The sequence below is a fragment of the Chlorobiota bacterium genome (assembly GCA_016710285.1).
Taxonomy (GTDB): Bacteria; Bacteroidota; Ignavibacteria; order OLB7; family OLB7; genus OLB7.
Genome location: JADJXR010000001.1, coordinates 1,843,136 through 1,858,507 on the forward strand (window position 1 = coordinate 1,843,136; position 15,372 = coordinate 1,858,507).

The window sequence follows — 15,372 nt, forward strand, 5'->3', positions numbered from 1 at the left end:
GTTCGCCAGCATCCATCATCGGAACACAATCCCTTTTTCCATGAAATCACTTCTTCCACTTTTGTTGCTCCACCTGCTACTTGCTGCTGCCGCAACAGGGCAGCAACGCCGCGGCGGATTGATGGGCGGATTCATTGCCAACAACGGCCAGTGGCCGGCGGAAGCGTGCTACCTGTGGCGTGCGCCGGGGATGGATAGCTGGCTGACCGAAAAGGGAATCGTGTTCCACCGATACTCCATTGACCACAACACTGGCCAACGCACCGGCCACGTTGTTCGGATGGAGTTTGCCGGCGGCAACGCCACAACACCACTTCCCGCCGGACGGATAGCCACACACTACAACTACCTGATTGGCAACAACCCCGCAGCATGGGTTACTGGCGCAGAAGCCTACCAGCAAGTGCGGCTGCCAAACGTGTACGATGGCATTGACGCGCTGCTCTATTACGATGGTGGGCACGATGGCGGGGAGCTTCGCTACGATTTGGTGGTGGAACCCGGCGCGGATCCTTCCGCAATTCGTGTGCGGTTCAGCGGGGGGGATTGGGTTCGCTGCGCCGATAGCGTGCTCCAGATTGGGACGACGGTGGGGGCGATTGAGCAATCGGGGCTGGTGGCGTACCAAGTGGTTGGCGGCGTGCGGCGGCTGGTCCCCTGCGCCTTTGTTCAGCATGGCGACGGCAGCGTTGGGTTCCGCGTGGGGGATCACGACCCCAGCACGCCGCTGGTGATAGATCCGCTGATCTACTCAACATTTATTGGGGGAACGGGAACCGAGAATTTTTCCGGATTTGCAACCGATGCTGCCGGAAGCCCGATCGTCTGCGGAAGCGTCACGTCGCTGGCATTCCCCACCACCACCGGGGCCTACAGCACCACGAACAAGGGGCTGCAAGATGTTGTTGTTGCGCGGCTGGACAGCAGCGGCGGGACGGTCCTCTATGCCACGTATATCGGCGGCAGCGGGTCCGACGCAGCCAGCAAGATGGAAGCAACGGCCAATGGCACGGCGTGGATTACCGGCTCCACCAACTCGATAGACTTCCCCACCACACCGAACGGAGCGCAGCAATCGAAGGCCGGGGAGCAGGATGCCTTCCTGCTTGCGCTGGACCCCACGGGGGCGGCCATTAGCTACGCCACCTACTTGGGGGGAAGCGCGTTTGACGAAGGGGGAGGGGTCGCGCTGGACAGCAGTGGCGGCGTGGTGATGGTTGGAGCAACCACCTCCCCCGATTTCCCCGCTACGCCAGGAACCTACGACCAAACCTACAACGATAGCTATCACACCGACCTGTTTATTGCCCGCATCGGTTCCGATGGAGGGGTGCGGTTTGCCAGTTTTTTAGGGGGGGAAGAGATGGACCGCGGATATGCCGTGGCAACGAACGGAGCGGGGGAAATCTTTGTCACTGGCGAGACGGCTTCGGCGAATTTCCCGACGACCGCAACCGTGGCCGACAACACCCACAACGGAAACGCCGATGCCTTCCTTGCGCGGCTGGACAGCACCGGAGCGCAACTGCTGAACTCCGGATTTATCGGCGGCGAGCAGGACGACGTAGGCTACAACATTGCAATCGGCCCCGACGGCAATCCGTATCTGTGCGGCTCCACCCGCTCCGACAGCTTCCCCACCACTTTCCTTTCGGCCGACACGGTGTTCAACGGCAACACCGATGCGTTTGTGGTGCGCTTCAACAACGACGGCAGCAGGCTTCGGTATGGGTTGTATTTGGGGGGAGTGCAAGGTGAGGTGGCGTTCGGGATTGCGGTGGACGCTCGCGGCAGCGCGCACGTTGTTGGCGGAACCTTCTCGCAGTTTTTCCCCGCCGGCGGCGATGTCTTCGATCCCGATTTTAACGGCGCGTCGGATGCCTTCGTGGTGAAACTTTCGCCGTTCGGTGGGGAGCGGGTTTACTCCACATTTCTTGGAGGGTTCCGCGAAGATTACGCCTACGGGATCAGGTTGGATAAACACGGGAACGCGACCGTTGCCGGAATAACGCGATCGTTCGACTTCCCAATAACCCCAAACGGAGCCGACACCGGGTTCAACGGCAATGGCGATTTCTTCATCACCAAGCTGACGATTGAGGACGAGACGGTTGGGGTGGAAACCCGGGAGCAAGCCGCAACCACAGCTGCGGGAATCGCAATCTGGCCGAACCCTTCGTTGGGGGTGTTCCAAGTTTCCATTCCGCCAGCCGTGGCCATTACGGAGCTGCGGCTGTTCAACATTTTGGGCACGCTGCTGATGCGCCACCGCCCAACGGCAAGCACATCGGCCCTAACGGTGGATTGCGGCCGCTTTGCCGCAGGGGGGTATCTGATGGAGCTTCGGCTGAGCAACGGAACCATTGCGCGGCTTCCGGTGATGCTCCGGTAAGGGAAAGCAGAGAAAGCAAAGGGAAGGAAGCAAAAGAAAACCGCAGAGGGAGCAACGCGTGTTGCTTCCTCTGCGGTTCGATTTTCTGCCCCTCATCTCTCTCCCCTTTCTTCTTCCAACACGTTCTTCTTTCAACTCTGCTGCTACTGTTGCTCGGCGGCCAGCCGCTGGCGCACGTCTGGCTTCAGTGGGTCGAAGGTGGTTTGCACCCCTTGAATCTGGATGGTGAGCGGGGTGGTGATATGTTGGTCCCGCTGGCTGTTGTGCAGGCACATGCTTACGGGGCCGGTGGGGGTCATCACCATGAAGGAGCAGTTCTGGATCCGCTCTGGGTCCAGATTGTCGGCATCCATGAAGTTGTGGATCATAAAGGAGAGTTTGTGGATTTTCCCCCGGGCAGCAATCAGGTTCCGACGCATCTGCCACAATCGCCGCACCAGGAATCCCATCCCCAAAACAAACAGCCGCGGTTGCCGCGTCAGCTTCCATGCAATGCCGGCAACGGAGCGCGCAATGCGGTCGGGGTCCAGCTCGAAATCCTCGAACCGAACGTCGCACAGCACCGCTTCCAGCACTTTCGCGTCGTCCCACAGATCGTAGGCGTTGCCGTTGCACACCAGCGAGTACCCGATGCGGTTGCAGCTTGAGTGGCCAATGTCCATTGCGTCGAAACTGAGGGGAACGCCCAGGGTTTCGTTCACCATCTTCCGCACGTGGTCGGGGGTCACGGTAAGCCCTTCGCGAAGCTCGCCGCGCCCGGTGTCGGCACCAAGCTGGAAGCTGCACATCCCCACCACATCGGCATTCTTCACGAAGAATCGGACAAGCTCGGGAAGCTCGTGCATATTCCCACTGTGAAGCGTGGTGTTGAACACAACGCGAACCTTCAGCCCCCGCACCCGCTCGATATACCGCATCCGAAGCTCGTTCAGCTCCGCCTCGTTCTTGTACTTTTTCAGCCGCTGGGTGGTGTCAACGTGGAAGGCAACATCCTTCAGCCCAGCGTCCACAAGGCGGATCAGTAGCCGGCGGGTGGCTTTGATTCCGTTGGTGAGCAACGCCGGGAACAGGCCCTTGCTGCTGGCATATCGGACAATCGCCACCAGCTCCTCCTCATCGCGCAAGGTGGGGTCGCCACCGCTGATCTGCACGCCGGTGGTGGGGCCGTAGATTTCCAGAATCTGGTCAATGCGGCGATAGACCTCCTCAATCGGCAAATCCAGCACATCCTCGCTAAGCTCGCTCAGGTAGCAAAGGGTGCAATCAAGGTTGCACCGCTGAGTGATCTCCAGCGAGACGCAGCCGATGGAGTGCTTGTTCCCCAACAGTTGCCGCCGCGTTTGGAACCGCGGCGATAACCGGTTCCAAACGGCCATGCGGCGTTCGTCGCCAATGGCCGAGACGCTGGTGCAGCCGCAGCCGCCAAAAGGTTGTTCTGTGTGATTGGCCATGTCGGTTATCGGAAATCGGTTGCTGGTGACCGGCCACGGCAATGGCCGATAGATTGAGCATTCTTGATGGCGGATATTCTTGATCCCCGCTGGCTTCGTGCGCAACTAACAACACGCGGTTATTTCTTCCAATACATCTTTGCTAAAATTCGCGGGTGGATGCCGGATGAGTAGAGAAGTTGCAGGAAGATATTGCGTGCGCTGGTGAACAGATAGCCTTCTTCCTCCCACCGCCGCCCCGAGGTAATCACCGGATAGTCATGGAGGATGCGGAAGCCGCTGGCGCGGCGCAGCCGTTGCACAAGCTCCAGATCTTCCATCAGTGGATAATCTTCGCGGTATCCGCCAAGCTGCCGGAAGTAGTGGCGGCGAACGAACAACCCTTGGTCCCCAAACGGCAGCCGCATCCGGCGGTTCCGCCAGCCAACCGAACGCTCAAGCCAGCGGAACCATCCCGCATTGCCCGTCACCTGGAATGCGAATGCGCCGGCGCGGTGTTCGGGGTCGGTGTGGGCAATCCGAAGAAGCTGTTGGTGGGAATCGGGGGGAAGGATTGTGTCGGCATGAAGGAACAGCAGCCACTCCCCCAGGGCCACCGCCGCCCCAGCATTCATCTGGATGGAACGCCCCCTTGCCGATTGCAGCAACCGCACGTTCGGATGCGCGGCGGAGTGGAGGCTAACAATTGCTTGGGTTGCGTCGTGGCTTCCGCCATCCACCACAATCACCTCGGTCCGCGGCAGCGCGGCAAGCCGCCCCAGCTGCGGGCCAAGGATTGCGGCCTCGTTCATCACTGGCATGATGATAGAAACCAGAGGGAAAGGAGCGGAGGAAGATTGCTTGGTTGCCATAGCGTGCCATTGTCCAACCCAGTCTGGTTGGGGCGTGTGATCCCCACTTCCTGCTGCGGTTGGCAGAAAGAACCTACGGGAACCCGAAGGATTCGGATTGTGGAAGTATGGCGGCCCCGGCGTGGCCGTTCACCTTCACCCCCCGGTTGCTGGCTCCCGTTTTTTTTGCGATGGCGATGGTGGCTGCGGCGGCGGTTGCGGCGGGGCGGCTGTGGGTTGGCTTGCGGTGGTGGCGGTTACGGTGACGTTATCCAGTGCCCAGCTTTCGTTGGTGATGTCCTGCCCGGGGTCGTCCAGCATCACGCTGAAATGGAAGCTGGCTTGGCTGGCGGTGTGGGGAATGGTTCGGGCAATCCGGTAGGTTGCGTCCATCGGGCCGGAGAAGAGGTTGGGGAATCGCCAGATATACCCCAGCGAGTTGAACGCCGCCGCGCCGCTCCGTGCCGGGCGGCTTGCCGGGTATTCGCCCGGAAACGACTGGCGGTAGGTGGTGTTGCTGAAGCTGGTCCGGAACAGCAGTGTGTCGTCAATCTTGAACTCCAACAGGTCGGGGCCATACAGGCTGCTGTTTCCATCCCAGGAACGGATGGCGATGAAATCGAACGCTATGGTGATGGAGTCGTGCGGGGGAAGCTGCGGCAAACGGAGCGTGACGCGCTGGTCGCCAAAATCGCCCAGCACCCGCTGGGTTGCGTTCCCGGTGAACCGCACACGCACGCGGCGTTGCCACTCGGGGTCCGCCACGGTTGTGGACCAATGCGCCGTGTCGCCACGGGTGAAATCGTTGCTGTACACCACCACCGTTGATGGCTGCGCCAACGCCGATTGAACCGCTGATTGATGGAGTGTGCAACCGCAAAGAATCGCCCACAGCCACCGGAACATCCTCCGCCCCTCCTCCCTCATCGTTTTGCCTCCGGCTTCTTCCTGCCGTGGTCCGCCTGGCACTGTTCCGGCACCGCTCCAGCTTGGCAAGGGAGCGGTGAAGGAATGCCATTGCGGCGCGGGGAATGGAGAGAAGAGAGCATGACGTTTGCGGGGATGACCCAAACAGATGGAGGTTGTTGCGCCGGCGGAAACCGAAGGGAATCTGCCGGCGCGTGATCTTATTTCAGCAGCCTAGCAAGGATCAGCCCCGCGCCAATCACAAACGCAGCGATTGCTCCGTACAGATACCACTTCACGCTCCCTTGCCCCCCGCGCACAATCTCCTCCTCGGTTTTTAGCGAGATGATGAAAGGCTTTTTTTCGCGAGGCTTCTGCACGGCAAGTTGGCCGCTGGTGTCGGTGGCCTCGCCAAACAGATAGAGTTGTGATTCCAGCGGGAGGATGGATTCGGCATATTGGTAGCCCACTATCCGCCGCCCGCCAATGCCCGCGCCAACCTGCAACGTGAACCCGCCAACGGTGATCGCCGGCCCGCCGGTGAACGGCTCGAACCGGCTTACCACCTGGCGCGGATGAACCTCGGCCCCGGTTGGGTTTACCGTGATTGCGCCGGTGGCATCGTGCAGCTGGAACATTGCCGATTGGGTGTTGCTGGCCACGATGTTGCTGCCGGTTCGCGTTGCCGTGCGGGTGTTCCCTTCGCTGTCGTGCTCCTGGTAGGTTTCCTCGTAGCGTTCCTCCACGCTCATGGAGTAGTAGGCACAAGGCTGGCCGGAAAGTTCGGCAGTAAGCGGCGCGTCGCACCGCAGGACCCCTTTCAGCTCCACAATTTGGCTGAACCCGCCGGGGCCAAGCTCGGCAGCAATCTGGGTGTGAAGTTCGCGGACCTCTTGCGTTGTTGATGTTTGCGTGGAGCCTATCTCCAGCAACCGCCCTTGCGCCCGGGTTCGCAGGTACAGAAGAAGCCCGCCCAGCGCGATCAGAAGAATGCCAATGATGAGTAATGCCATGCTGATACCTTTGGTTGATGTGTGCCGGCAAAATTACCTCACATTATCCTTCGCCAAGCCATTTCCTCCGTGCTTTTTTCTGGGCTGCGGTGGCGGCTTTGTCTGTCTCCATCCGGAAGGGGCGGGTGTCGCGCTCGGTGGTTGTAACGGCAAAGGTCAGCAGGCGCGGGCCGCGGAACGCCGTTACCTGCAACTGGTCGCCGGGGCACTTTGCTTCCAACACCAGCGCAAGGGTGTTGGCATCAACACGCTCGCCATCAATTGCAATCAGAGTGTCGCCCGCGCTTAGGCCTGCGGCTTCGGCGGGGGAGTTTGGCAGGACGTTAGTCAGCGTCACGAAGTCATTGCAGCCATGCTTCCGTTCGGGCATCACCATTCCGGTGAAAAGCTGCTGCCGCTCCGGTTCCCCCTGTTTCGGTTCCCGTCCGCGCCGGATGCTTACCCCCACCCGCGACAGCGGTTCGGCGTACTCCCATTCCTCGCGGCTATCAATCAGCCACAGCAGATAGAGTTCGGCCTCCACCCCGGCCAGGTCCCGAACAACGCTGCAGACGTCGCGCTCGGTGTAGCCGTTCCCTTGCAGGAAGTAATCCCCTTTTGGCTGATCGGCGTAGGTGCGGCGGTACAGTTCGCGGATCAGATCATCCAGCGAGCAGCGGTCCCGGGTAAGCCGGCGAAGCTCAAGGTCCAGCAGCAGTGCAGCAACCGCGCCTTTGAAATAGTAGTTGACGTAGGTGTTGCGGAAGTTGCTGGCGGCGGCGATTGGGCTTCGCGCGCCAGCCCCCCACCACGTGTCGAAACTGGATTCGCGCAGGTTCCGGTGGAACCGCCCCGGGGAGCGGTCAACCCGGTTGATTTCGGCGGCCAACTCTTTGAAAAACTGGCGGTCGTTCCAGACCCCGGCGCGGCGGAGCATCAGGTGGCCGTAGTATTGCGTGAACCCTTCGGCCAACCAAAGGAGCGTTGTGTGTTGCTCGCGGGTGTAGTCGAACGGACCAAGCTCGGCGGGGCGCATTCGTTTCACGTTCCAGATGTGGAAGAACTCGTGCGACATCACCCCAACAAGGTCGTCGTAGTGGTCGCTTTCGGTGATGTGGCCGTTAATCACCAGCCGTGTGGAAGCAAGGTGTTCCATCCCGTCGCCGCTTGGCGCGTAGGGGTCAATGTTCACCAAAAACCAGTAGGCATCGAACTCCGGCTTTCCGAATCTGGCCACGTAGGCGGCCACCGTTTGCTCGGTATCCTTCGCGAACTGGGCGATGCGTTCGGCAAGTTGGCTGCTGCCGCGTGTGGCTTCGCTTCCGGCAACGTCCATCACTATCGAGTAGGTGATGCCGTCAATGGTGAACTTCCGAACAACTGGGGTCCCAACTTCAATCGGGGAATCAATCAGGACATCATAATTCTCCGCAACCAACACGCTGCGTCCGGCGCGGCGGCGGGCTTTCAGCGAGGTGTAGGTTTTCCAGGTTGCGGGGGCGGTAATCTCCAACTCAATCTTCTCCATCGTTCTTCCCACCAGATACCCAAACACCGACGACCCGTTGATTGCGGCGTGGCGGTCGTCAAGCTGGCTGAAGGTTCCGCTAAGGGTGTCGCCAAACATCCGGTAGCGGATGGTGAGTTGCTGGGACCCTGCCGTGTGGATTCGCCACCGCCCTTTGTCCATTCGTTCCATCCGAAGCGCGTTCCCGGCTGCATCGGCGGCATGAAGTTCCTGGACGTTGCGGGCAAAGTCGTAGATGTAGTATCGCCCCGGTGACCAAGCGGGGAACTCTATCTCCAGATAATCGGCTCCGTTGGTGCTGGCGGTGATGGCCACGCCGAACAAGTGGGCGGAAGTGTTGGTCAGGTCAAGCGAGTAATGAAGCATGGAAGAAGTTGTTGAATGGGAAGCTGGCAGATGCAAGGTGACACGGCTTGGCGCACAGCTTAGCGGCTATCCGTTCGGGTGAAAAAAATCCCCTCGGATTGAATTGATCCGAGGGGAGAGTGTGATACTTGAACGATACCACCGTTGTGGAGATTATTTCAGCACCACAACCGAGCGGCTAACGCTGTGCTCACCTTGGACCAACCGAGCGCGGTACACGCCGTTTGGCAAGTTAGCCACGTTCAGCACGATGGTGTGTTCCCCCTGTTCCATTGCCTGCTCGGCAACCACTGTTGCTGCGATTGTTCCGGCGGCATCGTACAGCGTGATGCTGACCGGAGCCGAGCCAGCAGTGGTGAAGCCAAGCGTGGCCGTGGAAGCAACGGGATTGGGCGCAACGCCGGTGAAGCCAATGCCAGCGCGGCGTGCGGCCTCCTCGTTATCCACCCCCAACACCTGGGTTGAAGTGGTCCAGGTGACGGTTTGCGCGCGTCCGGTCATGTTCATCACGGCGATAACAACACGGCGGTACGGCTTGCTGCCTTGCGATATCAGGGCATCTTCGCCGATGGGGATTTCGCGCACGTTTTCCGGCACGGTGCTGCTGCTCATATAATTGATTGCCATCACCGCGCAATCGTTGTTTGCAAAGCCTTGCCCTGGCGTAAACCGGAATTTGGCAGCACCGGAAGTGTCGTTGTACACAAAGTAAGCAATGCCAAATGGCTCCAACGCAACGGAGTTGTTGGCGGGATAATCTTTGCCGTTGTAACTGCCGGTGGCGCGTGCGCGCGAATTACTGCTTTGGACCAGCCGGTATTTGAACTTATAGCGGTTATCGTTGCCATTGCTTTGGGCGTAGAGCGCGGCGGCAAAGCCTTTGAAGACATCACGCCATGTGATATCGGTTCTTCCAATTTTGCTGAGGGCTTCGTCCACCCGTGCCATGCTGTCAACGGTTGCTCCGGCAAGTTCATACAGGAATCGTTCGCCGAATTGCTCGCTAAGGTAATGCACCCAAGTCATGCCGCGAGTGTAGTCGGCAAGGACGTCCGCCGCACTGCTCTCGCTGGTGACACGGGTCCAGCGGAATAAATTGATATTCGTGTTGTTCAGATAGAGCAAGTCCCTGCGGTCAGCATAGCCGTTCAGGATGCTGGCAACCTCGCTGCAGCCTTCGTTGTAGATGCTCAGGCTTGGGCGTTTCCGTGCGTAGTGGATCAGATGTTGATACTCGTGGGCAAGGGTGCTGGTAAGGCTGTAAATATCCCCAACGTTTTTGTAGTTGATGTACAGGATATTCATGCCGTTGGATGCTGGCACAACGTTCGGGTCCTCCTGGTCCAAAGGGGAAAAGAACCCGCCAACAACGCCACCCGCTGGCGCGTTGCCATCGGTGAAGGTCACGAAGAAATCGGTTAATGAATCATTGTCCCAAGCCCGGTTTGGAGGTGGCTGGCCAAATACCTGCTTATCGTTGGTAATAAACCCTTGGTTGGGATTGCGCGAAATGGGGGTTAAAGTCCCCTGGGTGGCGCTGTCAAAAACACGCACCATGTTTGCCACGACCGATGGAGTCATAACGCTGGCGTAGGTGTCGTCCACCCATAAGCGGAAATTTGTTCCCTGGGTCACCAATGAGGCCGAAATTCTTACATACTTCTCGGTGGAGTAGCTGTACATCTTAAACTCAAATTCCCCAGAAGTCCGCAGCAGCTGGCTGATCTCCTTTTTTGATTTTGCCGAGGAGATGATCCACTGGTAGGTTTCGGGGTCTTCCTGCTTGGTGCGTTCCAGCGCGGCTTTCCAATCAATGCTGCTGTTTAACGCTGTGCCGCACATTCCTTTGCTTGGAACAGCTGGTTCGTCGGCATGGTCGTTGTGGTCGTCGAAGGTTTGGGCAACGCTCTGGTTGGCGATTGCCGCCGTAACCCCAGCCCAAAGGATCAATCGGTGTAGTATCCGTGACATCGTACACGTACCTCGGTAAATGGTTGGTTGTATTGTTGAATTGCCGTATTGCAAGACAGGATGTGTGGGAAACGCCGCAGTGATTCCGCACACGTGGAAGAAGCAGGGGCGGTAAAATTGCATCTTGACCGCAAACCCTACAAGGTTGGCGCACGGAAGAATCATTAAGAATTATTCTCTCAAATGACGCACTTTCCCGTTGCTGTATTCCAAAGGAGTTTTATTTTTCGACCCCGATTCCACACTGGGTGGAACTGATGCGGCGAACGCTCACATCCGCATCGGCCTTTTTCACATTCCGCGTTGCTCAACGCTCTGCATGGCGGATCGGTGCCATGCAAGGGGAGAATCTAACCATGCGCAAGACTACCTTCGTACTCAGTTTCCTGTTGGCGGCTGCCGTTGTTTCCTATGCTCAGGGAAGCCGCATTCACTGGTCGGCCTGGCCGGGCAAGTTCACCGTTAGCCGCGTCTGCTTCTCACCGAACTCCCAATATGTGGCCGCCGTTGGCCCCTATGATTCGGTGAAGGTGTGGGATGTGGCCACCGGCAACCTGGTGCGGACGTTGCCCGATGTTGGCGGCTACGATTACGCCACTGGGTTGGCCTTCAGTGCCGACAATGCAATGCTCACCGTTATCAACAATGGCTTGGTGCGCACGTGGGATATCGCCACCGGCCAGCTTAACGGCCAATACGCGCCGCAAACGTTCGGCCAATCGCTGGCCACGATGCCGGACCAGCCTTACGTTCCGGTGTCGTCGCTGATTGCTGGAAAACCGCCGCTGAACATCAACACCTACGACCTCCGTTTGTTGCGTATTGCCAGCGGTGAGATTGCCCGTAGCATCCGGCTGTATTCCCAAAGCTCGTTCAATGCCGTGGCCTGCTCACCCAATGGCAGCGTGGTGGCCACGGTGTTTGGCGATGGCAACGTGCAGGTGTTCAACACCGCAACGGTGATTGACTCCGTAACCAGCTTCCGCGCCCACACCCGCCCATTCTATGCCATTACCGTCTCGCCAAATGGCGCGGTGATTGCCACCGGCGGGACCGACCGCGTGGTGAAGCTCTGGAACGCAACCACCGGAGCGCTGATCCGCCGGATGGTGGGCCATACCGAAACAATCACCGCACTCAGTTTCACCCGCGACGGACGCTACCTTGTCTCCGGATCGCAAGATGGAACCGTGATGGTGTGGGAAGTCAACACCGGCGCGGTCTTCACCACGTACGATGAATACCCGGTGGCGCAAGCAACCGTGGCGGTCTCCCCAAACCACCGCTATGTTGCTTCCGGCACTGCCGACGACGGCGCGCTGATTATCTGGAACTCCAACCTTCCAACACCAACCGGGGTGAACGACCGCGCAATTGCTGCGGCAACCATTGGGCTGCGCGGCCAGCCGAACCCGTTTGTGGCGCAAACCACGGTCCAGTTCACCGCGCCGCAGCCCGGCCCGGTGACCGTTAAGGCCTACAACACGCTGGGCGTTGAAGTTGGAACCCTGTTTGAAGGGGAAGCCGAACGCGGGGAGTACACCGCGGTCTGGAACGCCAGCCAGCTTCCGGCGGGCATCTACTACTGCCGCGTGGAAGGGGAAGGCTGGAACGCCGTCCAAACCCTGGTGAAAGCGCAGTAATCACGTGCTGAATTTCTGCAAACGGTGGCACCCTGAGTTTCTTCAGGGTGCCACCGTTTTGTTTGTCTGCTGGCGGTTGGGCTGTCGTATCTTTCGGCGGGGAACTCTTCCCCATCGCGATGCCGTTTGTGAACTGAATATGCCGCAGCCATGATGAACCTTCCTGCACCTTCGCGCCAACTTCCGATTCGGGGTTTTGCCCTGTTGATTACGCTCCTTCTCCTCCCTTCCTTCCTCCATTCCCAGCAGCAGTATAACCACTGGTTCTTCGGAAGAAATGCCGGGTTGGATTTCAGCAGCGGCAACCCCGTTCCGCTGTATGGCGGGGCGATGACCACCGAAGAAGGGGGCGCCAGCTTCAGCGACCCCGCAACCGGCCAACTGCTGCTGTACACCAATGGCTTGGTGGTCTGGAACCGCAACCACCAGCAGATGCCGAACGGGGACCGGCTGCGCGGCAATCGCAACAGCGTGCAAAGTGGGCTGATACTCCCCTGGCCCGGGGACCCATCGGGGAAACGCTACGCGCTGTTTACCACTCCTGCTGCGGCCTCGAACCAAGGCGACCCCAACGAAGCACTCTGCCTTTCGGTGATTGATATGAGTGCCGACAATGGCTTGGGTGATGTTGTTGAGAAAAACACGGTGGTGCTCCCTTCTTCTTCGGAGAAGCTGACGGCGGTGCGCCATTGCAACGGGCGCGATTGGTGGATTCTGGCGCATAGCTTCGGCGGTGATCGCTTCTACGCTTTCCGCCTTTCGCCAAAAGGGATTGTGGACACGGTGATGACCCAAATTGGCGGGGACCACTCCCCGGGGGGAATCAAACGCCCGGAAGGGTGGATGAAATCTTCCCCCGACGGAAAGAAAGTCGCGGTGGTCCTGTGGAATGCCTTCCAGCAAGTCATCGGCCCCAGCTTTGTGGACCTGCTGGATTTTGACAATCGCACCGGCAGCTTCAGCAACGCCATCCGGTTGCTGAACGGCAATGGATACGACTACGGAGCCTGCTTCTCCCCCAACAACAGCAAGCTCTATATCTCCCGCGCCCACGACGTTCCGGCAAACACCCCCCGGCCTTTCAAGGACACCCTGTTCCAGTTTGATCTTTCCAACCCCGCGCCTTCGGCCATTATCAATTCGCGGCAAGTGGTGGGGCTGGCCGATTCGCTTGGCTCAATCGTTGCCGGGCCGGATGGGAAGCTCTATATCGCTGTGCTGGCGGCCAACCACCTTGCGGTTGTCAACAACCCAAACGCGGCCGGGGCAGGGTGCGGTTTTGCGTTCAACGGGCCTTCGTTGGGGACGATGGAGTCGTTATGGGGGCTGCCGAACAACGTTGACAGCTACGGCCTTCCTGCCGATAGCGCGTGCCTTCCGCCGCGGGCGATGTTCGCGCCGGACCGGCTGGAGATTTGCGCTGGGGAGTGCGTCAACTTTATTGACCGCACCAGCAACAACCCAACCGCGTGGGAATGGCAATTCGACGGAGCAAGAATCAACCAATCCACCGAACAGAACCCGCGCAATATCTGCTACGATACGCCGGGGAGCTTCCAGGTTCGGCTGATTGCCAGCAAGCCAATCGCCAGCGACGAGCTTGGCCACGACACCACGTTCCAAACCATCACTGTTGCCCCGCGGCCAAACGTCAGTGCCGGAACCGACACCACTATCTGCGCCGGGCAAGTGGTGCAGCTGCAAGGGATGGGGGATGGAACGCTGCAGTGGGATGCTTCGGCGGACCTTAGCTGCACCGATTGCCCCCGCCCAACCGCAAGCCCACGGCAAACAACCACCTACCGGCTAAAGGCCCGCAACGCTGCGGGGTGCATTGCCACCGACAGTGTCACGGTGTTCATCAAACCGGCCCCGACCGTCACGGCAACCCCCGATGCCACCACAATCTGCGCTGGCGAAAGCGTGCAACTGCGGGCAACCGGAGGAAGCAGCTACCGCTGGACCCCGGGGACCGGATTAAGCTGCACCGATTGCGATGCCCCGGTTGCCAGTCCAATCGCCACCACCCAGTACATCGTCACCTCCTCGGCCCCGGGAACGTGCGACGGCGTTGATACGGTGCTGGTGACCGTGGTGAACACACTGGCGGTGGATGCCGGCGACCCGCAAAGCATCTGCCTGGGCGATAGCGTGCGCCTAAACGCCACCGGCGCGGCAGCAACGTACAGCTGGCAGCCCGCCGCCGGATTAAGCTGCACCGATTGCCGCAACCCAATGGCCAGCCCCGTGGCCACCACCACCTACCGCCTGACCGCCCAAAGCGCGGGAAGCTGCCAATCGGTTGACACGGTGACGGTGGCGGTGAACCCCGCCATTGTGGCGAACGCCGGGGAGGACACACAAATCTGCCAGGGGGATGCCGCGCAGTTGCGTTCCGACACCGCAGCGGCCTACCAATGGACCCCCGCCACCGGCCTAAGCTGCACCGATTGCCAATCGCCGGAAGCCCGGCCAACGCTTACCACCACCTACTTCCTGCGGGTAACCAACGCCCAGGGATGCAGCGATAGCGACCAAGTCACCGTGGCCGTGGACCCCTCGCCACGCACCGCACGGCTGCGGATTGGCGATTACCAAGTTCGCGCCGGGGCATACCTGCGCGTGCCGATTTTTTTGGACGATCCGCTGGACGCAGCGCAGCTTGATTCGCTTCTGCTGGATGTCACGTTCGATGATGGGATGATGGCCCTGCGCGAAGAATTTTTTGCCGGAACATTGATGGAAGGTTGGTACGCCCAAGTTCTTGAACGGAAGCCGGGCCGGTATCGCGTGCTGCTGACGGCCAACCCATTCACCTACGCCTCCGGCACCGGAACGCTGATGGAGCTTGGGTTCTTGGTCTATTTCCGCAACACCACGCGGTCCTGCGTGCGGGCGCAGCTGGCGTTGGTGGGGAACAGCTGCACCGTGATTCCCGATGCGGTGGGATGCGTGACGCTGGACCCAATCTGCGGGGCAAACTTGCGGTTCATCGAGGTCAGCGCGGCGGACTACGCGCTTCTGGGGAACCACCCGAACCCGTTCAATCCAACAACGGAGATCGGCTTCTCGCTGGGGCTTGATGGCCCAACACGGTTGGACCTGTTCGATGCCGCCGGGAACCTTCTTCAAACCTTGATTGATGCCCCGATGCCGGCGGGCCGCTACGCCGTAACGTGGGACGGAAGCGGGCAGCCCAGCGGCCTGTATCGCTACCGCCTAACCAGCGGCCACTGGTCGGCAAGCGGGTGGATGATGATGGTGAAGTAAAACGTGCGTGCCGGCTGTGCAAT

The 15,372-nt window shown here is 59.8% G+C and carries 9 protein-coding genes; 3 read left to right on the forward strand and 6 right to left on the reverse strand.

The window, feature by feature from the left end:
* Positions 1–40 precede the first annotated feature (40 nt).
* A complete protein-coding gene (locus tag IPM61_06570; protein ID MBK8910976.1) occupies positions 41–2,392 on the forward strand; it encodes a T9SS type A sorting domain-containing protein in 2,352 nt (783 codons plus the stop codon).
* Between the two features lie 143 nt (positions 2,393–2,535).
* On the opposite strand, the gene IPM61_06575 is transcribed toward IPM61_06570, so the two are convergent.
* The 6 genes from IPM61_06575 to IPM61_06600 form a co-directional block, all read right to left on the reverse strand.
* Positions 2,536–3,843: a radical SAM protein gene (locus IPM61_06575; protein ID MBK8910977.1), complete on the reverse strand. Its 1,308-nt coding sequence runs from the start codon at positions 3,841–3,843 to the stop codon at positions 2,536–2,538.
* A gap of 119 nt (positions 3,844–3,962) precedes the next feature.
* Positions 3,963–4,634 (reverse strand): TIGR04283 family arsenosugar biosynthesis glycosyltransferase, encoded by a 672-nt coding sequence (locus IPM61_06580; protein ID MBK8910978.1) that lies wholly within the window; start codon positions 4,632–4,634, stop codon positions 3,963–3,965.
* 195 nt (positions 4,635–4,829) lie between these two features.
* Positions 4,830–5,744 (reverse strand): hypothetical protein, encoded by a 915-nt coding sequence (locus tag IPM61_06585; GenBank protein ID MBK8910979.1) that lies wholly within the window; start codon positions 5,742–5,744, stop codon positions 4,830–4,832.
* 56 nt (positions 5,745–5,800) lie between these two features.
* On the reverse strand, positions 5,801–6,592 hold the full coding sequence (locus IPM61_06590; protein MBK8910980.1) for an E3 ubiquitin ligase family protein: 792 nt from the start codon (positions 6,590–6,592) through the stop codon (positions 5,801–5,803).
* A 43-nt stretch (positions 6,593–6,635) separates the two neighbouring features.
* Positions 6,636–8,465, reverse strand: a complete 1,830-nt coding sequence (locus IPM61_06595) for a M61 family metallopeptidase (protein MBK8910981.1) — start codon at positions 8,463–8,465, stop codon at positions 6,636–6,638.
* Positions 8,466–8,618: 153 nt separating this feature from the next.
* Entirely contained in the window at positions 8,619–10,436 is a 1,818-nt protein-coding gene (locus IPM61_06600) for a T9SS type A sorting domain-containing protein (protein ID MBK8910982.1), read from the reverse strand.
* 356 nt (positions 10,437–10,792) lie between these two features.
* Between IPM61_06600 and IPM61_06605 the strand changes: the two genes are divergently transcribed.
* Both IPM61_06605 and IPM61_06610 read left to right on the forward strand, forming a co-directional pair.
* Positions 10,793–12,079, forward strand: a complete 1,287-nt coding sequence (locus IPM61_06605; GenBank protein ID MBK8910983.1) for a T9SS type A sorting domain-containing protein — start codon at positions 10,793–10,795, stop codon at positions 12,077–12,079.
* Between the two features lie 150 nt (positions 12,080–12,229).
* Complete coding sequence (locus IPM61_06610; GenBank protein ID MBK8910984.1) at positions 12,230–15,349, forward strand: hypothetical protein; 3,120 nt, start codon at positions 12,230–12,232, stop codon at positions 15,347–15,349.
* The last annotated feature ends 23 nt before the right edge of the window (positions 15,350–15,372 follow it).

What these genes read in the sequence shown, in the direction of transcription:
- IPM61_06580 (MBK8910978.1), bottom strand. Translation starts at nt 4,634, where the DNA reads ATGAACGAGGCCGCAATCCTTGGCCCGCAGCTGGGGCGGCTTGCCGCG.
- IPM61_06605 (MBK8910983.1), top strand. Translation starts at nt 10,793, where the DNA reads ATGCGCAAGACTACCTTCGTACTCAGTTTCCTGTTGGCGGCTGCCGTT.
- IPM61_06600 (MBK8910982.1), bottom strand. Translation starts at nt 10,436, where the DNA reads ATGTCACGGATACTACACCGATTGATCCTTTGGGCTGGGGTTACGGCG.
- IPM61_06595 (MBK8910981.1), bottom strand. Translation starts at nt 8,465, where the DNA reads ATGCTTCATTACTCGCTTGACCTGACCAACACTTCCGCCCACTTGTTC.
- IPM61_06610 (MBK8910984.1), top strand. Translation starts at nt 12,230, where the DNA reads ATGATGAACCTTCCTGCACCTTCGCGCCAACTTCCGATTCGGGGTTTT.
- IPM61_06590 (MBK8910980.1), bottom strand. Translation starts at nt 6,592, where the DNA reads ATGGCATTACTCATCATTGGCATTCTTCTGATCGCGCTGGGCGGGCTT.
- IPM61_06570 (MBK8910976.1), top strand. Translation starts at nt 41, where the DNA reads ATGAAATCACTTCTTCCACTTTTGTTGCTCCACCTGCTACTTGCTGCT.
- IPM61_06575 (MBK8910977.1), bottom strand. Translation starts at nt 3,843, where the DNA reads ATGGCCAATCACACAGAACAACCTTTTGGCGGCTGCGGCTGCACCAGC.